The organism is Shewanella mangrovisoli (assembly GCF_019457635.1).
In the GTDB taxonomy this organism is placed as follows: Bacteria; Pseudomonadota; Gammaproteobacteria; order Enterobacterales; family Shewanellaceae; genus Shewanella; species Shewanella mangrovisoli.
In genome coordinates this window covers 3,904,171-3,914,488 of sequence record NZ_CP080412.1, presented here as the reverse complement: position 1 = coordinate 3,914,488, position 10,318 = coordinate 3,904,171, and the positions used below count along the sequence as shown (strand labels likewise).

The window sequence follows — 10,318 nt, the reverse complement described above, 5'->3', positions numbered from 1 at the left end:
GCGGTATTGGCCATTGATAAGCCACAGGATAAGGTGAAAGTGTTGATGGATAAGGCAACAATATTGGTCGTCGATGATACACCGGAAAATATCGATATTTTAGTGGGCATACTCGGTGAGGATTATAAGGTCAAGGTGGCGATTGATGGACCAAGAGCACTCGCCCTTGTCGCCAAAACCCTGCCGGATTTGATTTTACTCGACGTAATGATGCCCGGTATGAATGGCTATGAAGTCTGTAAGCTGCTTAAGCAAGAACCCTTAACTTGCCATATTCCGGTGATTTTTGTGACCGCCTTGTCTGAGGTGGCCGACGAGACCCAAGGGTTTGAACTCGGCGCCGTCGATTACATCACTAAGCCTGTGAGTGCTCCCGTGGTAAAAGCTCGGGTACGAACTCATCTGGCGCTATACGATCAAAAACGCCTGCTAGAGCAACAAGTCAGAGAACGCACCCAAGAGCTAGAAGAAACTCGCTTCGAAATTATCCGCCGTTTAGGTCGCGCCGCCGAATACAAAGACAACGAGACAGGCCTGCACGTTGTGCGTATGAGCCACTATGCACGGATGCTGGCCGTTAAACTAGGCTTGCCTAGCACCTTCTGCGAGCTGTTGTATAACGCGGCGCCCATGCATGACATCGGGAAAATCGGCACGCCCGATGCGGTGCTGAAAAAGCCCGGTAAGCTTGATGCCGATGAATGGGAAATCATGCAACAACATGCTGCCATTGGTGCCGAGATCATTGGCGAACATGGCGATCCACTGCTGCAAATGGCGCGGCGCATCGCCTTAACCCACCATGAGAAGTGGGACGGTTCGGGTTATCCTAATGGTTTGTCTGGGGAAAATATTCCGATAGAAGGCAGGATTGTGGCAATTGCGGACGTTTTCGATGCCCTGACTTCGCGCCGTCCTTATAAGGAGCCTTGGACAATCGAAGCCACGGTCGAATTACTCGAAAGCCAAGCGGGTAAACACTTTGACCCTAAGCTGGTGGAGGAATTTAAGCAAATTCTGCCCGAGGTGGTGGCAATTCGAGATACTTATATCGAGCATTAAACAAAAAAGGCGCCTAGGGCGCCTTTTCAATACGACTCGCTTAGAAGCTAGGCTTCTTCGAGCGAGTAGGGTAATGCTTGAATGCGTAAGCTGGATTGCTCATCGTCGGCAAAGCGCAGCTTGGCACCGTTCTCGGTATCGTTTGCCAGCACAGCGGTGAGTAGTACTTGATTGCCACGCTGTACGAACTCAATAATTTGCCCGCCCTTGCGATAGCCATCTTCCAATTCGATCTCGAGAGCACTTTCCAACTTGATGTCTGAGGAAGTCGTGCCGTGGAGAATATAGAGCGCGCGCTTGTTACCACCACGGTATTTCATCCGAGCCACAGTTTCTTGGCCCATGTAGCAGCCTTTGTTAAAGCTGATGCCGTTGATAGCCTGTAGGTTGCACATCTGCGGCACATATTGGTTAGCATGGCTTGGCGCTAGATTAGGGTAACCAGCAGCAATTTCTAAGGCTTGCCAAGCGCTGGCATCAAACACTGTGTGCTCGCCCACTAAGGCTGTTGCCGCATCTGGCTGCAGTACCAGAATAAAACGATCCGCATCCTTTAAAATGGCGCCATGTTCGACCAGCGTCAGTTCTTCAGTGATTTCATCAAAGTGTTGGGTCATAAATTGTGTTGCCTGTTCGCCTGCTACGCCGAGTAATGTCCACTCCGCCGTCGCATTGGTCAGGGTTGCTTTGCTAAACACGGCATATTTTTGCAGTTGCGGCAGATCGACCTCGATAGTCTCCCTTGGCAGCAGCATCAACAGCGCCTCTTGGATAGCAAAGGTGCGGAAGCTGGCGATCATCTTACCCTTAGGATCGCAATGTGCGCCCCAGCGCCATTGGTTGGCTTCGAGTGAGCTAATGTCCGTAGTCACTTGGCCATGGATAAAACTGCGCCCCTGTTCACCGACTACTTTGATGAGGCCGAGGTGGGATAGGTTGGCGAGCATAAGTGGAGGCATGGAGGCGTCCAGATCCCAAGTGGGTGTCGAAACTGCAATAGTCATAGCGGAGATCCTGAAAATGAAGACGATGCAAGAGGCTAGATTGTAGCGGAATTAAGCGGCGCTCAAAAGCATAAGGCGCACATATCTTGAATGAAATGTGCGCCTTATAAATTCACTCAAGCTGAGTGCTTAAAGCATTAGAACAATACGCGGGTGCGCAGTGTGCCTTCAATGGCCTTAAGTTCAACCAAGGCTTCTTCGGCTTGGTGAGTATCGACTTCCATCACCACATAACCGATTTCTGCAGTGGTTTGCAGGTACTGAGCGGCAATGTTGATGCCTTTTTCAGAGAAGGCTTTGTTGATTTTGATTAGCACGCCAGGACGGTTTTGGTGAATGTGCAGTAAGCGCGAAATGCCTTTGTGCATTGGCAGCGACACTTCAGGGAAGTTAACCGCAGATACGGTCGAACCGTTGTCAGAGTATTTAGCTAACTTACCGGCAACTTCGATACCGATGTTTTCCTGGGCTTCGGCAGTACTGCCACCCACGTGCGGAGTCAGCAGCACGTTATCTAAACCACGTAATGGGCTGATAAATTCATCATCATTCGATTGTGGCTCGACGGGGAATACGTCGATGGCCGCACCCGCAAGGTGACGCTCTTTAAGGGCGACCGTTAGGGCATCGATATCGACCACAGTACCGCGTGAGGCGTTGATAAAGATGCTGCCTTTACGCATGGCCGCAAATTCGGCGGTGCTGATCATATCTTTGGTTTGCGCCGTTTCAGGAACGTGCAAACTGATCACATCGGACTGTGCCAGTAATTGTTCCATCGAATGGATTTGCTGGGCATTGCCTAATGGTAGTTTGTCTTCGATATCGAAAAACACCACGCGCATGCCTAAGGTTTCAGCCAAGATCCCGAGCTGTGTACCGATATGGCCATAACCTATCACACCTAAGGTTTTGCCACGGACTTCGTAACTGCCGGCTGCCGTCTTCATCCAGCCACCACGGTGGGCGATAGCATTACGTTCAGGAATGCCGCGCATCAGCATGATGATTTCGCCTAATACCAGTTCAGCCACGCTGCGGGTATTAGAGAATGGTGCGTTAAATACTGGGATACCGAGTAATTCGGCGGTCGCCAGATCCACTTGGTTAGTACCGATACAGAAACAACCAATCGCAATCAGTTTTTCGGCACGCTTCAATACCTCAGCCGTTAATTGGGTACGGGAACGAATACCAACAAAGTGAGCATCTTTGATGGACTCGAGCAGGGCTTCATCACCTAAGGAGGCTTTGTGATACTCGATATTGGTGTATCCAGCACGTTCAAATACATCGACCGCAGATTGGTGGACGCCTTCCAACAACAGGATCTTGATCTTATCCTTGTCCAGCGAATGTTTCGCCATGATATGGGTACCCTCTAATTAATTGAAATAGTTCTGTGTGATATGCTGACAACCTTGGCCTTCCAAAGTAGCACTTTTTTTGCTCACTGTGGAGGGCTAGATGGCTAAAGTTAATATTCTAGAATTAGAACAATATCGCATAAGAGGAAGGAACATTGAATAACAAAATCATTTGGTGCGGTATTTACCTCTCAGTTTTAATATGGTCGGCGATAAAACCCGCAGATCCATTCACTTGGTGGCTTGAAGCCTTGCCCGCATTAGTGGCCGTGCCCTTGCTCTTTTTTACCCGCAAGCGTTTTCCGCTGACGCCCTTAGTGTATTTTTTGGTGCTAGTGCATTGCTGTGTGTTGTTTGTTGGCGCGCACTATACCTATGCCGAAGTGCCACTGTTCGACACGATTGCCCAGTGGATGGGGACAGAGCGCAACAACTACGACAAGGTAGGACATTTTGCTCAAGGTTTTATTCCGGCCATGTTAGCCCGTGAGATTATGTTACGTAATCAAGCCGTTAAACCTGGAGCCTGGTGTGCCTTTCTCGTCACCTGCTTTGTGCTGGCCTTCAGCGCCTTCTACGAACTGATTGAATGGTGGGTGGCCGCCGCGACGGGCGAAGGCGCCGAGGCCTTTTTAGGTACTCAGGGTTATGTGTGGGATACCCAATCGGATATGTTTTTAGCCTTGATTGGGGCCATTGTCGCACTAATCAGTTTGTCCCGTGTGCAGGATAAGCAAATCGCAAAACTAATCGGTCAGGCTTAGGCTCAAACACTTACCGAAAAATCCCCTCTAAGTCTCACTTAGAGGGGATTTTTTATGCCTCAAACCGTCATTGTTTTCTGTTAAATTTTTGTGTCAACTTTCGATTGAGAGCTTTATAGACTAAGGTGTAACCTGATTGTTCCGTCGATAAGCTTCAGGATTAATCACTGTTTAGTGATAAAGCCTTGGTCTGTTAGTCGAACTTACTATAAAAAAAGAGTGATTATTTAGTACATTCGGGTGATGGCATTCATGCGGTAACTAGTCAAAATGGGCTATGTTAATTAATTGTATTTTTGTGCATTTGCACGCTTAAGTTCAATATTAGACTAATAAAGACGAAATACTTTTCAGGGAGAAGAGTAAATTGAGTACTATCAATGAGTTAGTTTTTCTGCATCAAGTGGCAGCGCCTTGCCATTTGGCGATACTAGCAGAATCTATCGGGTTAAAAACACGGATTGTTAAACAGGCTTCTGAGTTAAATTTAGATAAAGGACAGCGCAGTTTCTGTTTAATCGCCCAAAAGGGCGCGGCCTTAGACAATAAAGGGATCCCACTCTTAGCGTCACGTCTTGTGCCACATGTTCCCGTCGCTTTGTATCAAGTCGAGCGTAATTCTTTAGATCAAGAGTCAGCCATGCTGCTGGGGATCCGCGGTCTGTTATTTGCAGATCAGCGGATGGATTTGATGCTAACGGGGCTGCGTAAAATGGTGGCCGACGAACTTTGGTACGATAGAACCTTGCTCAGTAAGATGTTTCGCCGTGTGGTGCAAAAGTTGGATGGGCAAAATGAGATGCCCGCCGATACCGTAGCCATGTTGCAAGCGCTTACCTCCAGAGAGAGGACCATTATTCAGTTCGTCTCCAGTGGGGCGCGCAATAAGGAGATTGCCCATAGACTCTGCATCAGTGAGCATACGGTGAAGGCGCATATTTCCTCTATTTTCCGTAAGACCCAGTCTCGCAATCGCGTTGAACTATTACGTTGGGCGCAAACTTATCAAACCCATTTTGAGTTTTGCAGTTAAGCCTTAAGCTCGCTAAGGTGAGGTGTGAGTGAGCGGGGATGGTGATTTACATCGGCAAGATTCGACAAGCGCTAACTCACTTTAGCACTTTATACGCAAATAAAAACGGGAACATAATTCATGTTCCCGTTTTTATTGAGCCGTCTACTGCAGACGGCTATCGATAAAAATTAGTACTGAACAACAGTTGCAACGTTCATATCACCGCTTTGATTAACGCTGATGCTGTTGCTATTGCCAGCTTGTGAACCGACAACTAAGTTGTCATTGCCTGTTTGTGTAATCATTAGGCTGTTGTTGTCACCACGCACGCCAAATGAGCTTGAAGCGAATGAAGTGCCGCTATCGCCACCTACCCAGTTACCGTTACCCGCTTGAGTGATTTGAGCTGAGTTTTCATCACCTTCGATGATTAAATCGATAAGGTTCAGATCACCACGGTGTTGCAGTGCAGTCACATCGGCGTTGTTGTTACCTGTTACGCTAATGATGGTTTCGTTTTGTCCGCCATCTTGCTCAACATCCACTTCGTTGTCGTTACCAACGGCATCCACATAGGCGAAGTTCACATCACCTTCTTGGCTGATTTCGATGCTGTTGTCTTCACCTGTTGCGAAGGCAACCAGCTCGTTGTTATCACCCTTAGAAGATAAGTCGAAGTCGTTGTCAGTACCGTAAGCGCCAAAGGTTGCGAAGTTAGCGTCACCACGTTGTTTTAAGTCAACGTCGTTGCTATCGCCCCATACTTGGAACTCTGCACCGTTGCTGTTGCCACGTTGCTTGATAGTGATATCGTTGTCATTACCTTGAATGTCAGCCACTAAAGTATCGCCTACAGTGTTGCGGTCGCCGTCTTGAGCGATATCAATGCTGTTGTCATCACCCGTGGTCATTGAAAGGTAAGCAGTGTTGTTGCTGCCTTCTTGTTTCATGGTGATATCGTTCTCACTACCCGCTAAGGCGTAAACGAAGCCAGTGTGGCTATCACCCTTTTGATAGATATCGATGCTGTTGTCGTTACCCGCGATGCCTTTAGCCGCACCAAAGTTGTTGTTACCAATCTGTTCAACCGATACGTCGTTGTTATTACCCACGTTTGCGGTCAGGTCGAGTGCGATTAAACCCGCTTGGTTGTTGTTACCGTATTGCTTGATGTCGCCATCGTTATTATCGCCTTGTACGCGGAATACGGCGAAGTTGGCATCACCTTCTTGTTCTACGAAGGCACTGTTTTCGTTGCCAGTGATTTCAACTTGGCTTTCGTTCACTTCACCTAATTGGTTAACAGAAACCAGGTTGTCGCTACCAGTGATGTCGTTGCTGCTTTGGTTGAAGAAACCATCCTGTGCCACTTCAGCGACGTTGTTATTGCCAGTGACGTTAACTGACGCAACATGCCAATCAGTTTGTTGAGTCACTGTGACTTCGTTGGCATCACCCGTTGAGTTAACTTGCGCTTCATGCCACACACCATCTTGTAATACGGTGGCAACTTGGTCGTTACCCGTTTGGGTCACTGCTGCAGCGTTAATCAATCCTGTTTGCGCGACTAAGGTGTCTTGACCTTGGCCAGTTTGCTCGACGTTGATGTCGTTAACGAGACTGGCCGCAAACGCTTGGCCACTTAAGCCAGTTGCAATAGCTAGCGCAATGAGTGATTTTTTCGCTTGTGATTTCATGTGGACTCTCCCTGTTTAATATTGAGTTATTGAGATTGCAGCACCGTCTGCAATCTGCTGGATCGAAAAATTGCCGCTTCCTAGTTGGTTCAACTGCACCAGATTGTCATTGCCAATCTGGGTGATTGAAGCAGTGTTTTGAGTGCCGACTTGCAGTAGTTGGACTTCATTGTTGGAACCAATCTGTGTCACAAGCGAAACGTTATCGTTACCCGCTTGTGTCACATAGGCGCTGTTATCGCTGCCCGACTGGATCACTATTGCTTGGTTTGCCGTACCTTGCTGCACTAGGTCGATAAGGTTATCGCGCCCAGAGCGCTCAATGAGCGCCTGCAGGGTGATAGGCAGTTCACTGACATCCGCCGCTTGGCTGGGCGTCAGACAACTACATAACAAGATGAGCAGTACCAAAAAGCGTGTGTATAGACTTGGCACAAGTGACTCCTTGTATGTATAGGTGTTTTGGCCGAGGTGAAAACACTCCAACCAATTCAGGCATCAAGGTACGAGTCATAGGGCCGAGAGACAATTGGCCGAAAGGGTATTTATTTGTTGGGTGTAATAGCCTGCTTGGTAGGATTAACTTTTGTTAATCCTATGATAAATCAGTTTATTGTCTATTTATGCGCCGTATGCCTTCCCTTTTAACCTACCAAGTCGGTCTAGTAGTTAAGTCGTATTTCGCTGTGGGCGGCTTTTTTAAGTTGAAACATTATGGCAACAATTTACCGGCAAACATGCTGGATGTTCGTTGCTATTATCCAATCAATTTTGAGCGGAGGCTGCGTAATTGCGGTTCCAGAATTTCAACGTAAAGGACTATAGGAAGCTCAATATGTCGATAAAACTCTCACCACTGGCGTTAGCAATTGCAGGAGCGATGACATTGTCAGCCGTGCCTGCTATGGCAAAAGATGCCCCTGCTTATGAAAAAGATGCCATTCTCGTGGTGTATAAAGACAATGCGACGAAAGCGGAGCGCTCGGCGGCTCAGCGTTTAATTCGTGGCACCTTAACCGATGCCAATGCGGACGGTGTCGATGATAAGTTCCAGCATTTACTCAATGGCAAACTGGCACGTTTAGCCCTGCGCAAAGGCGCCAATATTGAGGATGCGATTAAGGTGATTAGCCGTCATCCGGCGGTGAAATATGCCGAACCTAACTACATTCTCAAGGCGATAGGCACACCAGATGATCCAAGCTTTGCTAGCCTGTGGGGCATGCATAACACGGGACAAAACGGTGGCACCGCCGATGCGGATATCGATGCGCCAGAGGCCTGGGAAATCACCACTGGCAGCTCGGATGTGGTGATTGGGGTAATTGACACTGGGGTGGATTACAATCATCCCGATCTACAGGCCAACATGTGGGTGAATGGTGGCGAGATCCCTGGTAACGGTATCGACGATGACGGCAACGGCGTGATCGACGATGTTCACGGTTACAGCGCGGTCAATAATAACGGTAACCCAATGGACGGCAACGGCCATGGTACCCATGTTTCCGGCACGATTGGCGCTAAAGGCAATAACGGTGTGGGCGTCGTCGGTGTGAACTGGGACGTTAAAATTGCCGCCTGTCAGTTCCTCGATGCCGATGGTTATGGTTCTACCGCAGGCGCGATTGCCTGTTTGGACTACTTTACCGATCTTAAGGTTAATCATGGCGTTGATATCAAAGCCACTAACAACTCTTGGGGCGGTGGCAGCTTTAGCCAAGCCTTAAAAGATGCGATTGAAGCGGGTGGTGAAGCGGGAATTCTGTTTGTGGCCGCCGCGGGTAACGATGCGGTGGACAATGATGCCAGCCCACATTATCCCTCAAGCTACGACTCGGATGTGGTGTTGTCTATTGCCAGTACCGACCGTAATGACCGTATGTCAGATTTCTCCCAGTGGGGCTTAACCAGTGTCGATATGGGCGCGCCAGGTACTGCAATTCTCTCGACAGTACCAGGTGGTGGTTATGCCAGTTATTCTGGTACCTCAATGGCGACACCCCATGTGACAGGTGCGGCGGCACTCGTGTGGTCGTTAAATCCCGATCTCTCACCAGTAGAAATGAAAACCTTACTGATGGCATCGGGTGATGCGAATGCGGACCTCACCGGTAAAACCGTAGCAGGGACTCGCCTCAATGTGGCAAATGCCTTAGAGCAGGCAAACCCATCCCCTAGCTATAAGTTTACCGTATCGCCAGCATCGCAATCGGTCGAAGCGGGTAACACGGCTAGTTATAACTTTACTGTCGGTAGTGTGGCAGGGTGGGAAGGTGATGTGGCGCTTAGCGTAGCCGTGTCTCCAGCGCTTGAAGGCGTATCCTTATCAGCCTCAACAGTTGCAGCTGGTGGTTCATTTACCTTAGATGTAGCGACAACGGCGCAAACAGCTTGGGGTGATTACAGCATTACAGTAACAGGTACCGATGGCACCATTGAAAAGTCTAAAGTCGTTGCACTGAATGTGTTCCCACAGGGATTAAATGACTTTAGCTATGGCAATGAAAACGCTGTTGCTATCCCTGATAACAACACAAATGGCGTGGTAAGCACTATCGACGTTGCCGATGATGTGCAGATTTTTGGTGTGACCGCCGATGTGAATATCAGCCACACTTGGATTGGTGATTTACGTGTTGTGTTAACCTCTCCAGCGGGCACCGAAGTGGTTCTGCATAACCGTGAGGGCGGCAGCGCCGACAACATCGTTAAGAGCTGGGATTTAAGCGCGTTTGACGGTGAAAATGCCCGTGGTACTTGGTCATTATCTGTTGACGACAATGCGGGCGCGGACACGGGCACCCTGAATAACTGGGGCTTAGTGATCAGCGGCTTAGGTGAAGCCTCTCCTGCGGCACCTGTAGCAGGTTTCGAGTATGCGGTTGAAGGCTTAAGCGTTGCCTTTACTAACACCAGTACCGATGCAAACGATGATATCGTGAGCTATAGCTGGGACTTTGGTGATGACACTAACTCTAGCGAAATGAACCCAAGCCATGTGTTTGCTGCCGCTGGCACCTACAGAGTGTCGCTTACCGTGACTGACGCCATGGAGCATAGCAACACTGTGACCATGGAAGTGCAAGTGTATGAGCATAGCATCAGTGCCGCTGTGACTCGTGCGTTAGTCTCTCGCCGTGGCAGTGCTATGGTCGATCTCACATGGAATAGCGCCTTAGGTGAAAGCGTGGCCCTGTACCGCGATGGCGAGTTAGTGGCCACGACTGAAAACGATGGTAACTACCGCGATCGCTTTACAACGACGGCATCGAGTGTGACGTACCAAGTGTGTGAAACCTCGGGCTCACTCTGTTCTGCGGCGGTTGTCGCGCAGTTCTAATGAAGTCATAAAATAATAAGGCGACCCTAGGGTCGCCTTTTTTGTTCTCTAAATTCGAAAGCTAAG

Annotated in this window: 8 protein-coding genes; 4 read left to right on the top strand and 4 right to left on the bottom strand. The window is 48.9% G+C overall.

Annotated features, from left to right (window positions below; genetic code table 11):
* Positions 1-45 precede the first annotated feature (45 nt).
* Positions 46-1,062 (top strand): response regulator, encoded by a 1,017-nt coding sequence (locus K0H60_RS17110; protein WP_220058194.1) that lies wholly within the window; start codon positions 46-48, stop codon positions 1,060-1,062.
* Positions 1,063-1,109: 47 nt separating this feature from the next.
* On the opposite strand, the gene ygfZ is transcribed toward K0H60_RS17110, so the two are convergent.
* Both ygfZ and serA read right to left on the bottom strand, forming a co-directional pair.
* Positions 1,110-2,066 carry a tRNA-modifying protein YgfZ gene (ygfZ, locus tag K0H60_RS17105; protein ID WP_220056472.1) on the bottom strand — a complete coding sequence of 319 codons (957 nt, stop codon included), beginning with the start codon at positions 2,064-2,066 and terminating at the stop codon, positions 1,110-1,112.
* Positions 2,067-2,203: 137 nt separating this feature from the next.
* Entirely contained in the window at positions 2,204-3,433 is a 1,230-nt protein-coding gene (gene serA, locus K0H60_RS17100; protein WP_011718210.1) for a phosphoglycerate dehydrogenase, read from the bottom strand.
* Positions 3,434-3,588: 155 nt separating this feature from the next.
* Here serA and K0H60_RS17095 point away from each other — a divergent pair, with 155 nt between their 5' ends.
* On the top strand, positions 3,589-4,197 hold the full coding sequence (locus K0H60_RS17095) for a DUF2238 domain-containing protein (protein WP_011718209.1): 609 nt from the start codon (positions 3,589-3,591) through the stop codon (positions 4,195-4,197).
* Between the two features lie 367 nt (positions 4,198-4,564).
* On the top strand, positions 4,565-5,230 hold the full coding sequence (locus K0H60_RS17090) for a helix-turn-helix transcriptional regulator (RefSeq protein ID WP_011718208.1): 666 nt from the start codon (positions 4,565-4,567) through the stop codon (positions 5,228-5,230).
* A gap of 170 nt (positions 5,231-5,400) precedes the next feature.
* On the opposite strand, the gene K0H60_RS17085 is transcribed toward K0H60_RS17090, so the two are convergent.
* Complete coding sequence (locus K0H60_RS17085; protein WP_220056471.1) at positions 5,401-6,909, bottom strand: curlin; 1,509 nt, start codon at positions 6,907-6,909, stop codon at positions 5,401-5,403.
* 15 nt (positions 6,910-6,924) lie between these two features.
* On the bottom strand, positions 6,925-7,344 hold the full coding sequence (locus K0H60_RS17080) for a curlin (RefSeq protein WP_086903783.1): 420 nt from the start codon (positions 7,342-7,344) through the stop codon (positions 6,925-6,927).
* Positions 7,345-7,744: 400 nt separating this feature from the next.
* Between K0H60_RS17080 and K0H60_RS17075 the strand changes: the two genes are divergently transcribed.
* Positions 7,745-10,252, top strand: a complete 2,508-nt coding sequence (locus K0H60_RS17075) for a S8 family serine peptidase (RefSeq protein ID WP_220056470.1) — start codon at positions 7,745-7,747, stop codon at positions 10,250-10,252.
* Positions 10,253-10,318: the final 66 nt, after the last annotated feature.

Excerpts from the sequence above, each read along its gene's own strand:
- K0H60_RS17110 (WP_220058194.1), top strand. The coding sequence starts at position 46 with ATGGATAAGGCAACAATATTGGTCGTCGATGATACACCGGAAAATATC.
- ygfZ (WP_220056472.1), bottom strand. The coding sequence starts at position 2,066 with ATGACTATTGCAGTTTCGACACCCACTTGGGATCTGGACGCCTCCATG.
- serA (WP_011718210.1), bottom strand. The coding sequence starts at position 3,433 with ATGGCGAAACATTCGCTGGACAAGGATAAGATCAAGATCCTGTTGTTG.
- K0H60_RS17085 (WP_220056471.1), bottom strand. The coding sequence starts at position 6,909 with ATGAAATCACAAGCGAAAAAATCACTCATTGCGCTAGCTATTGCAACT.
- K0H60_RS17075 (WP_220056470.1), top strand. The coding sequence starts at position 7,745 with ATGTCGATAAAACTCTCACCACTGGCGTTAGCAATTGCAGGAGCGATG.